16 protein-coding genes are annotated in these 16213 nt (G+C 72.7%); 5 read left to right on the plus strand and 11 right to left on the minus strand.

Going from position 1 to position 16213, the window contains the following annotated elements:
- Position 1 precedes the first annotated feature (1 nt).
- From ACHFIV_RS30170 to ACHFIV_RS30180, 3 genes are read right to left on the minus strand one after another with little or no spacing between them, the layout of a single operon-like run.
- Positions 2–1774: an L-aspartate oxidase gene (locus ACHFIV_RS30170; RefSeq protein WP_398975620.1), complete on the minus strand. Its 1773-nt coding sequence runs from the start codon at positions 1772–1774 to the stop codon at positions 2–4.
- Positions 1771–2784: a pantoate--beta-alanine ligase gene (gene panC, locus ACHFIV_RS30175; protein ID WP_398975622.1), complete on the minus strand. Its 1014-nt coding sequence runs from the start codon at positions 2782–2784 to the stop codon at positions 1771–1773. The genes ACHFIV_RS30170 and panC overlap by 4 nt, the downstream gene beginning before the upstream one ends.
- Positions 2781–3755: a Rossmann-like and DUF2520 domain-containing protein gene (locus ACHFIV_RS30180; RefSeq protein WP_398975624.1), complete on the minus strand. Its 975-nt coding sequence runs from the start codon at positions 3753–3755 to the stop codon at positions 2781–2783. The genes panC and ACHFIV_RS30180 overlap by 4 nt, the downstream gene beginning before the upstream one ends.
- A 167-nt stretch (positions 3756–3922) precedes the next feature.
- On the opposite strand from ACHFIV_RS30180, the gene ACHFIV_RS30185 reads away from it, so the two are divergent.
- Positions 3923–5095 (plus strand): threonine aldolase family protein, encoded by a 1173-nt coding sequence (locus ACHFIV_RS30185; RefSeq protein ID WP_398975625.1) that lies wholly within the window; start codon positions 3923–3925, stop codon positions 5093–5095.
- Here the strand turns inward: ACHFIV_RS30185 and ACHFIV_RS30190 are convergent.
- The gene (locus tag ACHFIV_RS30190) at positions 5074–5232 is read right to left on the minus strand and encodes a hypothetical protein (protein ID WP_398975627.1); all 159 of its coding nucleotides are present in this window, start codon (positions 5230–5232) and stop codon (positions 5074–5076) included. The two genes, ACHFIV_RS30185 and ACHFIV_RS30190, sit on opposite strands and share 22 nt — an antisense overlap.
- A 103-nt stretch (positions 5233–5335) precedes the next feature.
- Here ACHFIV_RS30190 and ACHFIV_RS30195 point away from each other — a divergent pair, with 103 nt between their 5' ends.
- Positions 5336–6448 carry a DUF5937 family protein gene (locus ACHFIV_RS30195; protein ID WP_398976577.1) on the plus strand — a complete coding sequence of 371 codons (1113 nt, stop codon included), beginning with the start codon at positions 5336–5338 and terminating at the stop codon, positions 6446–6448.
- 44 nt (positions 6449–6492) lie between these two features.
- On the opposite strand, the gene ACHFIV_RS30200 is transcribed toward ACHFIV_RS30195, so the two are convergent.
- From ACHFIV_RS30200 to ACHFIV_RS30210, 3 genes are read right to left on the minus strand one after another with little or no spacing between them, the layout of a single operon-like run.
- Positions 6493–7089, minus strand: coding sequence for an ATP-binding protein (locus ACHFIV_RS30200; RefSeq protein WP_398976579.1), 597 nt, complete (start codon positions 7087–7089; stop codon positions 6493–6495).
- Positions 7090–7103: 14 nt separating this feature from the next.
- Positions 7104–7778 carry a response regulator gene (locus ACHFIV_RS30205; RefSeq protein WP_398975629.1) on the minus strand — a complete coding sequence of 225 codons (675 nt, stop codon included), beginning with the start codon at positions 7776–7778 and terminating at the stop codon, positions 7104–7106.
- A 20-nt stretch (positions 7779–7798) separates the two neighbouring features.
- The gene (locus tag ACHFIV_RS30210; protein ID WP_398975630.1) at positions 7799–9007 is read right to left on the minus strand and encodes a sensor histidine kinase; all 1209 of its coding nucleotides are present in this window, start codon (positions 9005–9007) and stop codon (positions 7799–7801) included.
- Between the two features lie 96 nt (positions 9008–9103).
- On the opposite strand from ACHFIV_RS30210, the gene ACHFIV_RS30215 reads away from it, so the two are divergent.
- Positions 9104–10120: an SAM-dependent methyltransferase gene (locus ACHFIV_RS30215; RefSeq protein WP_398975632.1), complete on the plus strand. Its 1017-nt coding sequence runs from the start codon at positions 9104–9106 to the stop codon at positions 10118–10120.
- Positions 10117–11259: an NADH-quinone oxidoreductase subunit D gene (locus ACHFIV_RS30220; protein WP_398975634.1), complete on the plus strand. Its 1143-nt coding sequence runs from the start codon at positions 10117–10119 to the stop codon at positions 11257–11259. Before ACHFIV_RS30215 ends, ACHFIV_RS30220 begins: the two co-directional genes overlap by 4 nt.
- A gap of 47 nt (positions 11260–11306) precedes the next feature.
- On the opposite strand, the gene ACHFIV_RS30225 is transcribed toward ACHFIV_RS30220, so the two are convergent.
- The 4 genes from ACHFIV_RS30225 to ACHFIV_RS30240 form a co-directional block, all read right to left on the minus strand.
- On the minus strand, positions 11307–12335 hold the full coding sequence (locus ACHFIV_RS30225; RefSeq protein WP_398975636.1) for a hypothetical protein: 1029 nt from the start codon (positions 12333–12335) through the stop codon (positions 11307–11309).
- Positions 12336–12439: 104 nt separating this feature from the next.
- A complete protein-coding gene (locus tag ACHFIV_RS30230) occupies positions 12440–13420 on the minus strand; it encodes an ABC transporter substrate-binding protein (RefSeq protein ID WP_398975638.1) in 981 nt (326 codons plus the stop codon).
- Between the two features lie 65 nt (positions 13421–13485).
- Positions 13486–14160, minus strand: coding sequence for an ABC transporter permease (locus ACHFIV_RS30235; RefSeq protein ID WP_398975640.1), 675 nt, complete (start codon positions 14158–14160; stop codon positions 13486–13488).
- Between the two features lie 3 nt (positions 14161–14163).
- Entirely contained in the window at positions 14164–14871 is a 708-nt protein-coding gene (locus ACHFIV_RS30240) for an ABC transporter permease (RefSeq protein WP_398975642.1), read from the minus strand.
- 142 nt (positions 14872–15013) lie between these two features.
- Here ACHFIV_RS30240 and ACHFIV_RS30245 point away from each other — a divergent pair, with 142 nt between their 5' ends.
- Positions 15014–16189: an ABC transporter ATP-binding protein gene (locus tag ACHFIV_RS30245; RefSeq protein WP_398975644.1), complete on the plus strand. Its 1176-nt coding sequence runs from the start codon at positions 15014–15016 to the stop codon at positions 16187–16189.
- The last annotated feature ends 24 nt before the right edge of the window (positions 16190–16213 follow it).

Genomic DNA, 16213 nt, shown 5'->3' on the forward strand with positions numbered 1-16213 from the left:
GTTACGGCTCCTCGGGGGCGTCGGCGGGGTGGTTGCGGAGGCCGGCGGACAGTGCTGCGTCTGTGGGGTCCACGGGGTCTCCGGAGCGTACGGGCGGGAACGCGGCACTGTCCGTCGTGCGGACGACCGGCTGCCGGTCGTCCGGGGCGATACGGACGACCAGGTGGCGGCGCCAGGCGGTGTCGTCGCGGTCGGGGCGGTCCTCGCGCCAGTGGCAGCCACGGGTCTCCTCGCGCTCCCGGGCGGCGGCGACCAGGACGCGGGAGACGAGGAGCAGGTTCGTGGCCTCCCACGCCTCCACCCCTGGCACGGCGTCCTTGGGGCCGTCGTCCTCGGCCGCGGCCCGCTGGAGCGCGTCCAGCTCCCCGGCCGCGGTGGCGAGGCTGCCGGCGGAGCGGATGACCCCCGCGCCCCTGGTCATGATCCGCTGGATGGCGGTCCGGGACTCCGCCGTGAGCAGCGGGACGGTGTGCGCCCCGGCGGGGAGCCCCACGGGCGTACGCCGGGAGGCGGCCCCGGAACCGGCCCGGGGCCCCTCCACGATGTCGGCCGCGATGCGCTCGGCGAAGACCAGGCCCTCCAGCAGGGAGTTGGACGCCAGCCGGTTCGCACCGTGCACGCCCGTGCAGGCGACCTCGCCGCAGGCGTACAGGCCGGGCACCGTCGTGCGGCCGCGGAGGTCGGTGCGCACCCCGCCCGAGGCGTAGTGCGCCGCGGGGGCGACGGGGATCGGCTCGGTGACCGGGTCGATGCCGTGGGCACGGCAGGCGGCGAGGATCGTCGGGAAGCGCTGCTCCCACATCGCCGCGCCGAAGTGGCGGGCGTCCAGATACATGTGCTCGGCGCCCTGGAGGTGCATCTGCCGTGTGATCGCCTTGGCGACGATGTCACGGGGCGCCAGCTCGGCCAGCTCGTGCTGCCCGAGCATGAAGCGGGTGCCGGAGGCGTCGACGAGATGGGCTCCCTCGCCGCGCACCGCCTCGGACACCAGCGGCTGCTGGCCCTCGGAGTCGGCGCCGAGAAACAGGACGGTCGGATGGAACTGGACGAATTCGAGGTCGGAAACCTCGGCGCCGGCGCGGAGTGCGAGCGCCACCCCGTCGCCCGTGGACACCGGCGGGTTGGTGGTGGCCGAGAAGACCTGGCCCATGCCGCCGGTGGCGAGCACCACGGCCGGGGCGTGGACGGCGCCGACGCCGTCGTGCTGGCCCTCGCCCATGACGTGCAGGGTGACGCCCTCGGTACGGCCCTCGGCGTCGCAGAGCAGATCCAGGACCAGGGCGTTCTCGATGGTGCGCAGGGCAGCGGAGCGGACCGCCTCGACCAGGGCGCGGGAGATCTCCGCGCCCGTCGCGTCGCCCCCCGCGTGTGCGATGCGGCGGCGGTGGTGGCCGCCTTCGCGGGTCAGGGCGATCGCCCCGGTGTCGGTGGTGTCGAAGTGCGCCCCGGTGTCGATCAGCCGGTGAACGGCGTCGGGGCCCTCGGTGACCAGGGTGCGGACCGCTGCCTCGTCGCACAGGCCGGCCCCGGCGACCAGGGTGTCGTCCAGGTGCTGCTCGGGGGTGTCGCCCTCGCCGAGCGCGGCGGCGATTCCGCCCTGCGCCCAGCGGGTCGAGCCGGCGTCGAGGCGCGCCTTGGTGACGACCACGGTCGCCAGGCCCGCCGCTGCGCAGCGCAGTGCGGTGGTGAGACCGGCCACGCCGGAGCCGACGACGACGACGTCCGCGTCGATGGCCCAGCCGGGGGCGGGGGCGGTCAGCCGTATTCCGGTCACGTGTGGGCTCCGAGGGTCAGCGGGATGTTGTCGATCAGGCGGGTGGCCCCCACCCGCGCCGCGACGGCGAGGACCGCCTCGCCGCTCACGCGGTCGTCCGGGAGCGCGGTGAAGTCCGCCGGGTCCACGAGCGCCACGTAGTCCAGGGAGAGGGGCACCGCTTCCCCGGCCGCCTCGTCCAGGACGGCCCGCGCGGCGGCCAGCACCGCGGCGGGCGCGACCGTCGGCCGGGCCAGCGCCACGGCCTGGGTGTCGGCGGCCGCCCGGGCCTCTCCGAGCCGGGAGAGGGCGGCGGCCCGGCCCTCGCGCTCCGGCACCGACCGGGCGCGGACGTGCAGCGTCTGCTGCGCGGCCAGGCGGTCGCGCGCGGCGAACAGGGCCCTGGGCAGGGCCAGGGCGGTCCGGCGCTCCTCGGGGGAGAGGAAGCGGTTACGGCTGGAGAGCGCGAGGCCGTCCTCGTCGCGGACGGTCGGCACCGCGACGATGTCGATGCCGAAGTTGAGATCGCGCACCATGCGGCGGACGAGTGCCAGCTGCTGGGCGTCCTTCTGCCCGAAGAACGCGGCGTCCGGCCGGGTGAGGTGGAGGAGCTTGGCGACGACGGTCAGCATGCCGTCGAAGTGCCCCGGGCGGGAGGCGCCTTCGAACCGCTCGCCCATGGGACCGGCGGTGATCCTGACCTGCGGCTCACCTCCCGGGTAGACCTCCTCGACGGAAGGGGCGAAGACCGCGTCCGCTCCGGCGGCTGAGGCGACGGCGAGGTCGGCGTCGAGGGTGCGGGGATAGCGGTCGAGGTCGGCGGCCTCGCCGAACTGGAGCGGGTTGACGAAGACGGTGACCACGACCTGGCCACCCGGTCCCGCGGCATCCCGAGCCGCACGGATCAGCGTGGCGTGGCCGTCGTGGAGCGCGCCCATCGTCATCACGACGGCACGGCGCGCCCCGGCTGCCCGGCCGAGGGCGTCCAGGTCCGCGGCGGAGCGGAGCAGGGTGGCGGGTTCGGTGTTCATCGCTTCTCCCCCGGTCCGGTTCCGTCCGGGCCGTGTGTGCCGTTCGTCCCGTGCGCGGGGCTGCTGTCGGAGAGGACTCCGAGAAGGTCCTCCGCCAGCTCCGGCTTGAGCAGGCCGTGGTCGAGTGCCCTGTCGGCCGTGGCGCGCGCCATGGCGAGATAACCGGCCACCGTCTGCGGGGCATGGGCGCGCAGCTCGCGGATGTGCGCGGACACCGTCCCCGCGTCGCCCCGGGCCACCGGCCCGGTCAGCGCCGCGTCACCGGAGCGCAGGGCGTTGTCCAGAGCCGCACCGAGCAGGGGGCCGAGCATCCGGTCGGGAGCGCCCACGCCGGCCTCACGAAGCAGCTCCATGGACTGTGCGACGAGGGTGACCAGGTGGTTCGCCCCGAGGGCGAGCGCCGCGTGGTAGAGCGGGCGGGACTCCTCGGCGATCCATTCGGGCTCACCGCCCATCTCGATCACGAGCGCCTCCGCGGCGAGCCTGAGCTCCTCCGGGGCGGTGACCCCGAAGGAGCAGCCCGCCAGCCGCTGGACGTCGACGGAGCTGCCGGTGAAGGTCATCGCCGGATGCAGGGCGAGCGGCAGGGCCCCGGCCCGCAGCGCGGGGTCCAGCACCTTCGTGCCGTAGCGCCCCGAGGTGTGGACGAGCAGCTGGCCGGGTCGCACGGCGCCCGTCTCCGCGAGGCCTTCGACCAGCCCGGGCAGCGCGTCGTCGGGGACGGTCAGCAGCACGAGCTCGGCGCGGGCGAGGACCTCGGAGGGAGTCACGAGGGGGATGTCGGGGAGCAGTGCGGCGGCCCGGCGCACCGAGGCGTCGGAGACCCCCGACACCGCGACCGGGCGGTGCCCGGCGAGCCGCAGCGAGGCGGCGAGGGCGGGGCCGACCCGTCCCGCGCCGACGACGCCGACCGTGAGGCGGGCGGGGCGGTCCCTCGCGTCGAGGGCTTCCTTGGAAACTGATGCGTTCACGCGGCGATGGCCTTCCGTTCCAGTCCGCGGGGGGTACCGGACGATTCCTCTGCATGCTACGCCAGCGTCTGCTCACACCTCCCGTCCGTCCACAGCCTGTGGATAACTTCGGGCGGGCCGCGAACCCCGGGGTGGGCGGTGTCAGCGGCCCGGGTGATGATCGTCCCATGGGAGCCCTCGATGAGCAGCAGCAGCAGAACCGCAGGCTGACCGCCTGGCAGCGGTCCACGAGGACGCTGGCGCGGATGTCCGCGGACCACACGCTGGCCGAACGGCTGGCCGCGCTCGCCGCCGACGCCGGCACCGTCCACGACCTCGGCGCGTGGACGGACGTGTACGGCGGCGGGGTCGTCGGCGAGGTCGAGCGGCGCACGGCGGACCTGCTGGGCATGGAGGCCGCCGCGTTCTTCCCGACCGGGACCATGGCCCAGCAGGTCGCGCTGCGGTGCTGGGCGGGGCGTACGGGCAACCCGGTCGTGGCCCTGCACCCGCTCTCCCACCCGGAGGTGCACGAGCGGGGCGCGCTCACCTCGGTGAGCGGGCTGCGCACGGTGCATCCGACGACCGCGCACCGGCACGCCACCGCGGACGAGATCCGGGATCTCCCCGAGCCCTTCGGGACGCTGATGGTGGAACTGCCGCTGCGTGACGCCGGGTTCGTCCTGCCCTCCTGGGAGGAGCTGGAGGCCGCCGTGGCCGCGGCGCGGGAACGGGACGCGGTGGTGCACCTGGACGGGGCGCGCCTGTGGGAGTGCACGCCGCACTTCGGGCGCGGCCTGCCGGAGATAGCGACCCTCGCCGACAGCGTGTACGTGTCGTTCTACAAGTCCCTGGACGGGCTCTCCGGAGCGGTGCTCGCCGGCCCCGAGTCCCTGGTCGAGGAGGCGAGGACCTGGCGCCACCGGTACGGCGGCCAGGTCTTCCAGCAGTACCCGGCGGCGCTGTCCGCCCTGCTGGGCCTGGACCGGGAGCTCCCGAGGCTTCCGTCGTACGTGGCACAGGCGAAGGTGGTCGCGGGGGCGATGGCCGAGGCGTTCGCCGGATCGTCCGTGCCGTGGTTCCGCGTGCACCCCGAGCCCCCGCACACCCACCAGTTCAGGGTCTGGCTGCCGTACCCGGCGGAGGTGCTCGACGAGGCGTCGGTGCGGCAGGCGGAGGAGACCGGCGTCACCCTCTTCCGTCGCTGGTCCGCCGCACCGGCCGGATTGCCCGGACTCTCGTTCACCGAGGTCACGGTGTCGGCACCCGGGCTGGAGTGGACGGCCGACGACGTACGGGCCGCGGTGGCGGATTTCGTGGAGAGGCCGGAGCGGGCGGTTCAGGGCAGGGGCGGCCGGTAGGCGGCCGCCAAGGCGCGGACACGCCTGCGGAGGGTCCGCAGGACGTCCCGGTCGTGCCGTCCGGGCGGCGGGGGCGGCACCTCACCGTGCTGCGCCGAGCGATAGCTGTCGAGCATGTGCTGCTGAACGATGTCCATGGGTCCAGCCTGGCCCCGGCCGGGCGGGTCCGCCCGTGGATCGACGACCGCGGTCAAGTGGCACGGGCCTCGGCCCCGCACCCCGCACCATGGAGGGGTGAGTGTGCACATCGACATCGCGGGCCTGCCTCCCGAACGCGTGGTTTTCGAGACCTCCCCTCTCGCGGAGCTGGGGCTCGCCCTCCACGCGCTGTCCGAGCCCGGACACCATCCCGGCCTGCACGGCTGGGCGACCGCGACATCCGCAGCCCTGGAGCCGGACCTCGCGGACCGGCTGCACGAGGCGGAGTTCCTGTGGCGGAACACCTTCTCCGACATCTTCATGCCGTTCGCCGGCGTGCGCGGCGGGGACGGCAGGACCGGCTCGACCCTCGCCGAGGACCTGGACATCCTGGACCGGCTCGACGACGAACGGTTCGTCTCCGCCGCCCTGGAATTCACCTGCACGAGTCTGTACGGCACGGGTGCGCCCTCCCCCCTCGCCGACGCCGGGATGCGGACACGCGCCTTCGACATGGCGTCGGCCAGAGGGCCGAAGCAGCTGGCCTTCACCCGGCAGCTGCTGGCCGACCCCGGATCCGTACGCGGCTGGGTCAGGCGGCTCTTCGAGGACTGCGACCACGCCTTCTTCGCCGACACCTGGCGGCGGGCCCGGGTCCAGCTGGTCGCCGACGCCAGGCACAAGACCGAGGTGCTGCGGCACAAGGGCGTCGCCGCGGCCCTGGACGCGGTCTCCGCAGCCCTCTCGCTGGACGAGGAGTCCGGCAGGATCAGCGTGGACAAGCTGACCACGGGCAGGACCGAGGCCACGGGCTCCGCCGCCGGCACCGGCCTCACCCTCGTCCCGACCAGCTTCGGCTGGCCGCACCTGATGGTGCTGCACGCGCCCGGATGGCGTCCGGTGATCCACTACCCGGTGCACCGCCCCGAGCTGCCCTCCCCCGCCCCGGTCGAGCTGCTCCAGCTCCGGATGGAGGCACTGGCCAACCCCATGCGGATGCGGATGTGCCGCAACCTGGCACGTTCCCCGTACACCACGGGCGAACTCGCCGGCTCGCACGGCATCACGCCCCCCGAGGTCTCCCGCCACCTGGCCGTGCTCAAGAAGGCCGGCCTGGTCACCACCCGCCGCCGCGGGCGGTACGTCCTGCACTCACTGGACCTGACGGTCGTGGCCCGGCTGGGCAGCGACTTCCTGGAGGGCGTCCTGCGGTGACCGGCGGGCGGCCCGGTGCGGGTGTGCCGGGCCGGGCGGCCGGCTCAGTCGAAGCGGATGTGCCTGATGCCCGTCCAGGTACGCCGGACGCGGTGCCGCAAGGGGCCGTCCGTGTCCGGCAGGAGCCGGAGCCCCGCCGCCTCCCCGATGCGGTCGGCGACCTGAGGGACGGTCAGCCGGTCGGTGCGGATGTGCTCGGCGAACTCCGGCGCCCGGAGCCGTTCCAGGCAGTCGTCCAGCCGCTCCACGGCGAAGCTCTCCCGCTTGAGCCCGCGCCCGAGGCCGCGTTCGCCCAGCCGCCGCAGCACGGTCCCCCGCTCGGCGAGCAGGGAGAAGTGGTGCACCGTGTGCCCGTCCTCGCGAAGCCGTCCGACGATCTCCTCGAAGTAACCGCCGTGGACGGGCGTCATCGGCGCGACGACGGGGCCCGGATGCCCTCGCAGGGCCAGGCCGAGGACCTCCCGCACGCCGTGGCGCCAAGCGCCCAGGTCCTGGAAGTCACCCCGCAACGCCGGCGGCAGCATCCGGTGCAGACCGAACCCGGGGTGCTCGGGGTCGCAGACCACGCTGCCGGGCAGCCGGCGCACCAGCTCGTACGCCGTCTGCGTCTTCCCGCCGCCGAACGGCCCGTTGACCCAGATCAACGGCGCCACGGTCAGCCCGTCCCGCCGCCGGCCCTGACGAGACCCGTCTCGTAGGCGAGGACGACCACCTGGACGCGGTCGCGCAGGCCCAGCTTGGTGAGGATGCGGCCCACGTGGGTCTTCACGGTCGCCTCGGACAGCACCAGGCGGGCCGCGATCTCACCGTTCGACAGGCCCTGCGCGACCAGCAGCATGACCTCGCGCTCACGCTCGGTGAGCTTTTCGACGTGTTTGTGCCGGGGTTCCTTCCGGCCGCTCGGCAGCATCGGCGAGAACCGGTCGAGCAGCCTGCGGGTCGTGGACGGGGCCACGACGGCGTCGCCGCTGTGCACGGACCGGATGGCGGAGAGCAGCTCGCCGGGCGGCACGTCCTTGAGCATGAAACCGCTGGCGCCCGCCTTCAGACCGGAGAACGCGTACTCGTCCAGGTCGAACGTGGTCAGGATCAGCACCTTCGGCGGATCGGTCCGCGCGCAGATGCTGCGGGTCGCCTCCACGCCGTCCAGGCGCGGCATGCGCACGTCCATCAGCACCACGTCGACGGCCGTGGACCTCAGCACCTCGATCGCCTCGGCCCCGTCGCCCGCCTCCGCGACGACCTCCATGTCCGGCTGGGCGGCGAGCACCATCCGGAAACCGGTGCGCAGCAGCACCTGGTCGTCGACGAGCATCACTCGGATCGCCATGAGCTGTCCTGCTCCTTCTGTCACTGGTTGGCCGGCTTGAGCGGTAGCAGGGCGCTGATCCGGAAGCCGCCGCCCTGGCGCGGCCCCGCGTCCAGCGTGCCGCCGACCATGCCGACCCGCTCCCGCATGCCGATCATGCCCTGGCCGGCGCCGTCGGCCCCGCCGTCCTCGTACAGCTCGTGCGGGGCACCGCGGCCGTCGTCCTCGACCAGCAGGCCCAGGCCGTCGTCGAAGTAGACCAGCCGCACGCTCGCCCCGGCGTCCGGGCCTCCGTGCTTGCGGGTGTTGGTGAGCGCCTCCTGGACGATGCGGTACGCGGTCAGCTCGACCCCGCTCGGCAGCGGACGCGGAGTGCCCTCGATCTTGAAGTCCACCGCGAGGCCGGTCTCCCTGACCTTGCCGACGAGCTCCTCGATCTGCTCGACGTCGGGCTGGGGGACGTACTCCCCGCTCTCCGGGGAGTCACCGGTCCTGAGCACCCCGAGCAGCCGGCGCATCTCGGCGAGTGCCTGGCGGCCGGTGCCGGAGATGGTCTCCAGGGCCTGCCGGGCCTGGTCCGGGGACGAGTCCATGACGTAAGCGGCGCCGTCGGCCTGGACCACCATCACCGAGACGTTGTGCGCGACGACGTCGTGCAGCTCCCGGGCGATCCGGGCCCGTTCGGCGGCCACGGCGACCTTGGACTGCGCCTCGCGCTCCCGCTCCAGCCGCGCCGCCCGCTCCTCCAGCTGGCTGAAGTAGGCCCGCCGGGTGCGTATCGAGTCGCCGAGCACCCAGGCCAGCACGAAGGGCACGGTCATGACGGCGATGTAGAAGACCGTCTGCACCCAGCCGCCCGTGGGCGCGCCGTCGGACCAGCGCAGCCGTGAGATCCCCGCCGCGGCCAGGCTGCACCCGAGGGCGAGCCTGGACGCCCAGCGCTCCCCCACCGTGGCCACGGTGTACGTGATCACGAGCATCGCGAAGTCGGCCGCGTTGGGCCGCACCCCGAGCAGCAGCTGCGCCAGCCCCATGAGGATCGCGAGCAGCAGCATCTTCTCCGGCGCGCGGCGGCGCAGCGCGACCACGGCGCACAGGCCGACGGCGATCGGCACCGCGGCCACGCGCTCCCGGCCGACGCCGGCCTGGTCGGCCACGATGGACACGCCGGAGAACCCGAGGAGGAGGACAGCCCAGAGGATGTCGACGCCCGTCGGGTGTCTGCGGATGAAATCGTAGAAGCGCTGCACGTTACCCAGCGTAGGGACAGCTGATCGGTGCCCGGGTCAACCGAAGGGCCGATCCGGGTCCTGGGACCGTACTCCCCAAGGTGGAGACTTGCCTACGTGACGAATGACTGGTGCCGCTGGCGGGAAGCCGCCGAGACCGCTTTGTACGGGGAAGAGGGGTTCTACCGGCGGCCGGAGGGCCCCGCGGGCCATTTCCGCACCTCCGTGCACGCCTCCCCCCTGTTCGCCACCGCCGTCGCCCGGCTGCTGGTCCGCACGGCACGGGAGCTGGGGACCGACTCCGTGGGCCTGGTGGACGTGGGAGCGGGACGCGGCGAGCTCCTGACCGGAGTGCTGGCGGCGCTGCGCGACGGCACCCTGGCCCCCGGCCTCACCGTACGGGCCTACGCCGTGGAACTCGCCCCGCGCCCGCCGGGACTGGACCCGGCCGTCGAGTGGTGCTCCGAACTCCCCCAGGGCGTGCGGGGGCTGCTGTTCGCCAACGAATGGCTCGACAACGTCCCGGCGGACATCGCCGAGGCCGACGACGAGGGGCTGCCCCGCTACGTCCTCGTCCGCGCGGCCGACGGCGCCGAACGGCTCGGTGATCCGGTGACCGGTGAGGACGCCCGGTGGCTGAGCCGCTGGTGGCCGCTGTCCCGGCCCGGCGACCGCGCGGAGATCGGCCGTCCCCGCGACGAGGCCTGGGCACGCGCCGTCGCGTCGCTGGCCGGCGGCACGGCGGTGGCGGTGGACTACGCGCATGTACGGGGTGCGAGGCCGCCGTTCGGGACGCTGACCGGCTTCCGGGAAGGCCGCGAGGTGCCGCCCGTGCCCGACGGGAGCTGTGATCTGACCTCGCACGTGGCGCTGGACGCCTGCGCCGACGCGGCGGACGGCGCGGCCGAGCTCCTGGACCAGCGGACGGCACTGCGGGACCTGGGCGTCAGCGGCGAACGCCCGCCGCTGGCCAGGGCGTCGGCCGATCCCGCCGGCTACGTGCGGGCGCTGGCGTCCGCCGGGGAGGCGGCGGAGCTGACGGCCCGGGGCGGCCTGGGGGACTTCGGCTGGCTGCGGCAGCGGGTCCCGCACCGCGAACAGGGATACCGCGAAGAGGGATACTGTCCCGCATGACGGAGACGACGATCGGCATCGGCGGCGCGGCGGAGAGCACCGACATGGTGCTGAACATCGGTCCGCAGCACCCCTCCACCCACGGTGTGCTCCGGCTGCGGCTCGTCCTGGACGGCGAGCGGATCCAGCAGGCCGAGCCCGTCATCGGCTACATGCACCGAGGCGCCGAGAAGCTCTTCGAGGCCAGGGACTACCGGCAGATCATCGTGCTCGCCAACCGCCACGACTGGCTGTCGGCGTTCTCCAACGAGCTCGGGGTCGTCATGGCCGTCGAGCGGATGCTCGGCATGGAGGTCCCCGAGCGGGCCGTCTGGACGAGGACGCTGCTGGCGGAGCTGAACCGGGTACTCAACCACCTGATGTTCCTCGGCTCCTACCCGCTCGAACTCGGCGGGATCACCCCGATGTTCCACGCCTTCCGGGAGCGCGAGGAACTCCAGGCCGTGATGGAGGAGGTCTCCGGCGGCCGGATGCACTACATGTTCAACCGGGTCGGCGGCCTCAAGGAGGACCTGCCCGCGGGCTGGCTCGGCCGGGCGCGGGACGCCGTGGCGTCCGTACGTTCCCGGATGGACGTGTACGACCGGCTGGTCCTCGGCAACGAGATCTTCCGGGGCCGCACCCGCGGGGTCGGCGTGCTGTCCGCCGAGGCCGTGCACGCGTACGGGGTGTCCGGGCCTATCGCCAGGGCCTCCGGAGTCGACTTCGACCTGAGGCGCGACGAGCCGTACCTCGCCTACGGCGAGCTGCGGGACACGCTCGAGGTCGTGACGCGGACCGAGGGCGACTGCCTGGCGCGATTCGAGTGCCTCCTGGAGCAGACGCACAACGCGCTGGACCTCGCCGACGCGTGCCTGGACAGGATGGCCGACCTGCCGCCGGGGCCCATCAACCAGCGGCTGCCCAAGGTGCTGAAGGCGCCGGAGGGCCACACCTACGCGTGGACCGAGAACCCTCTGGGCATCAACGGCTACTACCTGGTGTCCACCGGCGAGAAGACCCCGTACCGGCTGAAACTGCGCTCCGCCTCCTTCAACAACATCCAGGCACTCACCGAGCTGCTGCCCGGCACGCTCGTCGCCGACATGGTGGCGATTCTCGGCTCGCTCTTCTTCGTCGTCGGGGACATCGACAAGTAGCCCCGCCCACCGGCCGGCAGGACCACCCGTCGGCCGGGCACCCGGTGCTACGAGGAGATCGCGCTGCGCAGTCCCACGACGTCGAGCTGCTCGGTCTCGTCGTGCGCCGTCAGGTCGATGACCTTGCCGACGGCACGGTTCTCGGCGGCGCCCGTCCGGTGTGCCGCCAGTGCCTCCTCGCCCACCACGTCCGCGAGGTCCTCGTTCTGCACGGACTCGATCGCGGCGTCCGCCTTCTGCGTGCCGAAGAAGTCGAAGCTCCCCTGCGGGACGAGGTGACGGCGCGCCGCGGCGTACGGGACGACGGCGGATGCCGCGGGTACGGCGCGGGGCGGACGTACGGCCGCGGGTGACAGCTGCGGTGCGGGACGGGCCGCCTGCGGGCGGCGGTGCTGGAGGTCACCCGCTCCGGCTGCCGCCGCGTGCTTCCCCTTCCGGCCGTCGCCCTCCGCGTCCCGCTCCGCCGACCGCTCGGCGAGGTCGCGCTTACGGGCCTGCTCCGCCGTGCGGCGCGCCTCCTGGAGGGCGGCGTTGCGGGGCAGGTCCCGCAGGGCCTGCGCGGCGAGCAGATACGCGCCGGGAGTCGGCGTGGACCGGGCGGGCAGGAGCTCGCGCGGTCCGGACGCCTCGATGGCCAGCTGCCTGCGGCCCTCCAGCGCACTGGCCCGTTCCGTCTCGGCATTGGCGTACCGGCGCAGCAGCGCGGCGTGCTCACCCCGCAGCCCGGCCAGCTCCACGCGCTTGCGGCGCAGTTTCGTCTCCAGCCGGGTGCGCAGTTCCCTGGACTCCTCGAGGTCCGCCTCGAGTTCGGCTATGCGCTCCTCGGTCCTCCACTCGTCGCTGGCCCGGGCACGGGTCAGCTCCGCGACACGCAGCCCCGCGGCCCGGTCCCAGCTGCGCATCAGACAGGCACCGGTGACGGCGGCGGCCGCCGTCACGGCCACCAGCACGCGCAGTGCCAGGGGTTCCGCCAGGAACCAGGCACCGGCGGCACAGACGACCGGCGCTCCGGCCACCACGGCGGGAGGCAGGATTCTGTGGAGGGGCGGCGAATGGCGGTGGCGTCCTCGTGGCATGGCCCGAAATTTACCGTGCGTACGAGTCACTTGGGAGGCCGCCCGGCAATCTGTTCCCCGCCGGTTACCTGGCGGCCGCCCAAGTGGCCCCCGCGTCCGCCTTTTTACTTCTTGATCAGCCCCTTCGACCGGAGATAGTCCCCGGCCGCATCAGCGGGCTTGGCACGCTCCGCGTCGACCTTGCGGTTCAGTTCCGCGAGGTCCTCCGTGGTGAGTACGCCGGTGAGCTTGCCGAGCGCCTCGGCGATCTCCGGAGCACCCGCGTCCTTGGCATTGAGTACCGGAAGGACGTTGTCCGCATTCTGCAGTTTCTTGTCGTCCTCCAGGAACACCAGACCGTAGGAGTCGAGCACGGCGTCCGTGGTGGTCGTCAGGACCAGCTGGTCCTTGCCGTCCTTGACCGCCTGCTTGGACTGCGGCGTACCGACGCCCTTGGGATCGACCCCGGTGACGTCGATGCCGTACGTCTTCTTCAGTCCGGGCGCGCAGAACGGGCGCACCTCGCACTCGTCCCCCGCCGCGATCCTCACCTTGATCTTCGAGCTGCCGAGATCGGAAAGCGTCCTGAGGCCGTTCTTGTCGGCGAATTCCTTCGACACGGCGAAAGCGTTCTGGTCGACGGCCTTGCCCGCCGGAAGGACCTTCAGCCCGAGGGGGCCCGCGAGCTTCTCCAGAGCGGCGACGGTCGCCGTCACGTCACCCGACGCGACCGGCTTGCTCTCCGCCTCCTCGGCTCCGTTGACCTTGGCGTTGAGGAATTCCGCGAGAGTGGCCGCGTATTCGGGGACGACGTCGATCTCGCCCTTCTCCAGCGAGGGCTCGTACAGTTCGCGGTTCTTCACCGTGGTGACCGAGGTGTCGTATCCGGCGTCGCCCAGGACCTGGGCGTACAGCTCGGCGAGCACCTTGGACTCGGTGAAGCCGGCTGCTCCCACGACCAGCGCGCCCTTCTTCGAGCCGTCGCCGGAACCCGTGTCCGCACCGCTCTTCCCGCTCTCCAGGCTGTCGCCCCCGCAGGCGGCGAGCGATCCTGCCAGCGCCAGCGCTCCGATGGCCGCACCCACTGTGCGCGAGGTCCTGCTCATGTTGTTCTCCGTCCGTGAGAAATGGTGCGCACAGACGGTGTGCGCAGTCCGGGAAGCCCGCACGCTCATACGCTCCGGCGGCGGCGCAAGGGCGAAAACAGCCGGTCCAGCGCCACGAGCACGCCCTCCACCACCAGGGCGAGGAGCGCGACCAGCACGGCGCCCGCGAAGACCTGCGGGGTGTCGTAGGTGTTGAATCCGGCTGTGATGATCCGGCCCAGGCCGCCGAGGCCGACCATCGCCGCGATCGAGGCGGTGGCGATCACCTGGACGGCGGCGGACCTCAGACCGGTCATGATCATGGGATAGGCGAGCGGCAGCTCGACCCGGACGAAGAGCTGCGCACCTGACATCCCCATGCCCCGCGCCGCCTCCACCACCGCGCGGTCCACCCCCGTCATCCCGACGTAGGCGTTGGTCAGCAGCGGGGGCACGGCGAACAGCACCAGCGCGATGACCGTCGGCAGATACCCGGAGTCGCGCAGGGGAGTCATCATGAAGAGGGCCAGCACCGCGAACACCGGTACCGCCCGGCCCACGTTGGAGAGGTTGACGGCCAGCGCCCCTCCCTTGCCCACGTGCCCGAGGTACAGCGCCACCGGCAGGGCGATGGCGCAGGCCACCGCGAGGGCGGCCCCGCTGACGTACAGGTGCTCGGCCAGCCGGTGTGCCGCCCCGCCGTCCCCCGACCAGTTGGCACCGGTCGTGAGCCAGGCCCAGGCCTCCCCTATGACTCCCATGGATCAGCCGGCCTCCGTCTTCGCGATGCCCGCCGCGGCGGGCGTCCGTATCCGGGTCCAGGGCGTGAGCAGGCGTTGCGCGCCCAGCAACAGCAGGTCCGCGGCCACCGCCAGCAGCACGCAGAGCACCGAGGCGGTGAGCACCTGGGCCTTGAAGAAGCTCGGCAGCGCGTCCTCGATGAGATTGCCGAGGCCGCCCTTGCCCACGAGGGAACCGACCGTCGTCAGGGCGACCGTCGACACCGTGGCGATCCGCAGTCCGGCCATCAGCGCGGGCAGCGCGAGGGGCAGTTCGACCTCCCAGAGCAGCCGGACCGGCCCGTACCCCATGCCCTTCGCGGCTTCCCTGGCCTCCTCCGGGACGGCTTCGAGACCGGCCAGGATGTTCCGTACGAGAATGGTCAGCGAATAGAGCACCAGGCCGGTGACGACGAGCGCCGCGGACAGTCCGAACAGCGGCAGCAGCAACGAGAACATCGCCAGCGACGGCACGGTGTAGAGCACGGTCGTCAGGCCCAGCACCGGGCCGGCGAGATGCCGGCCCCTGCGTGCGAGCAGCGCGAGCGGAAATGCCACCGCCAGCCCGATCAGCACGGAAAGGGCCGTGATCCAGATGTGCTGGACGGTCGCTTCGGTCAACTCGTCGGCGCGGGACCGCAGATACTCTCCGCAGATCCAGTCGTTCGCCACCAGGCAGTTCTGCTCGGCCACCCGCACCCACCTCCTGTTCGCCGTCGCGATGCCGCCCCGGTCTCCGGTCCTGGGTGACCCTATCCTCGACCACCGACAATCGCCGAGGCTGTCGTATTCCGGCAACATGGGCTTCACAGAACCCGCGCCACAATGGGGAATCATGATCCGTTTCGAGCACGTCACCAAGCGGTACGCGGACGGCACCACCGCCGTCGACGACCTTTCCTTCGAGGTCGCCGAGGGTGAACTGGTCACGCTCGTCGGGCCTTCCGGCTGCGGCAAGACGACCACCATGAAAATGGTGAACCGTCTGACCGAACCGACCGACGGCCGGATATTCCTCGACGGGGACGACATATCCACCATCGATCCCGTCCGGCTCCGCCGCCGCATCGGCTATGTGATCCAGCAGGTCGGACTCTTCCCGCACAGAACGGTCCTGGAGAACACGGCGACCGTTCCCCATCTCCTGGGCTGGGGACGGGAAAAGGGCAGGAAGCGCGCCGCCGAACTGCTCGAACTCGTCGGACTTGATCCGTCCGTTCATGGCGGCCGCTATCCCGAACAACTCTCCGGCGGTCAGCGCCAGCGGGTCGGCGTGGCCCGGGCCCTGGCCGCCGACCCGCCCGTTCTGCTGATGGACGAGCCTTTCGGAGCGGTCGACCCGGTCGTTCGGGAAAGGCTGCAGAACGAATTCCTGAAGCTCCAGGCACAGGTGCGCAAGACCGTGCTGTTCGTCACCCACGACATCGAGGAAGCCGTCCGGCTCGGTGACCGGATCGCGGTGTACGGGCACGGCCGCATCGAGCAGTTCGACACCCCCGCCACGGTGCTCGGGGCTCCGGCGACCCCGTACGTCGCCGACTTCGTCGGCGCGGACCGCGGCCTGAAGCGCCTCTCGGTCACGGCCGTCGAGGAGAGCGACCTCGACCAGCCGCCGGTCGTCCATCTCGACGACCCGCTGGCGAAGGCGACCGGCCGGCTGCGGGCCGAGGGAGCGCGCTGGGCGGTCGTCCTCGACGGTCAGGACAACCTGCACGGCTGGATCCCCGCGGGCGACGGGGCGACGGCCGAGGGCACGGTCCGCGAGCACGCCCGGCGCATGGACGCGTGGCTTCCGCTCGGCGCGCCGCTGAAGCAGGCCTTCGCCACGATGCTGCAGCACGACGCGGGCTGGATCGCCGTCCTCGACAAGGAGGGCACCGGCCGCTTCCTGGGCGTCCTCACCCCGGCACGCCTCCACGAGGCGCTGCGCCGCTCGATCGACGCGGACGCCCTGGACGTGCCGCGCGCCGAGGTCGCCGTGGAGACCGTGGCCGGTGTCGGCGCGGAGTGAGCCGGCCCTCTCCGCATCGGCGGG

The sequence above is a fragment of the Streptomyces sp. ALB3 genome, assembly GCF_044385685.1.
Taxonomy (GTDB): domain Bacteria; phylum Actinomycetota; class Actinomycetes; order Streptomycetales; family Streptomycetaceae; genus Streptomyces.